Here is a 916-nt window from a genome sequence, read left to right as displayed (position 1 = left end):
GGTCGTGTCCCACCGCGTGGTGTAGGTCGGCGATAGCGAAGCCGCTCGCGAGCGCCCTCAACAGCGCTGTAGCGAGCGAGCGGCGCAGCGGCGGTCATCGATGTTCTTCGGTAGGGTTGGGTTGCTGACACAACCTGATTCGAAGGAACCACCGATGACCAACGACATGATGAACCTGCGCACGCTCGTAGAGAAGACCCCCGATGCCGATATCCTGCGCGAGATGATCGGCTTTGCCGCCGAGCGGCTGATGGAGCTGGAGGTGGGCGCCGCCACCGGCGCGGCCCATGGCGAGAAGAACCCGCTGCGGCTTGTCCAGCGCAACGGCTACCGCGACAGAGACTGGGAGACGCGGGCCGGCACCGTCGAGCTGCGCATCCCCAAGCTCAGGAAGGGCTCTTACTTCCCGAGCTTCCTTGAGCCGCGGCGCATGGCCGAGAAGGCGCTGATCGCCGTCATCCAGGAGGCCTACGTCCAGGGTATCTCGACGCGCTCGGTCGACGACCTGGTCAAGGCGATGGGCATGAGCGGCGTCTCCAAGAGCCAGGTCAGCCGGCTGTGCGAGGAGATCGACGGCAAGGTGAAGGCCTTCCTCGACCGGCCCATCGAGGGCGACTGGCCCTATCTGTGGATCGACGCCACCTACCTGAAGGTGCGCCGCGGCGGACGCATCGTCTCGGTCGCCGTCATCATCGCCGTCGGTGTCAACGCAGACGGCCGGCGCGAAGTGCTGGGCATGGAGGTCGGCACGTCTGAGGCCGAGCCGATCTGGACGGAGTTTTTGCGCAAGCTGACCCGCCGCGGCCTGCGCGGCGTCAAGCTCGTCGTTTCCGATGCCCATGAAGGCATCAAGGCGGCCGTCACCAAGGTGCTGTGCGCGACATGGCAGCGCTGCCGGGTCCATTTCATGAGGAAC

The 916-nt window shown here is 65.9% G+C and carries 1 protein-coding gene; it reads left to right on the top strand.

Going from position 1 to position 916, the window contains the following annotated elements; translation table 11 throughout:
- Positions 1-154: 154 nt before the first annotated feature.
- On the top strand, positions 155-916 hold a 762-nt coding region (locus tag AC0L15_RS33200), incomplete at its 3' end, for an IS256 family transposase (RefSeq protein ID WP_473498416.1).

The sequence above is a fragment of the Mesorhizobium sp. WSM4846 genome (assembly GCF_055811415.1).
This window is presented reverse-complemented; position numbering and strand designations above follow the sequence as displayed.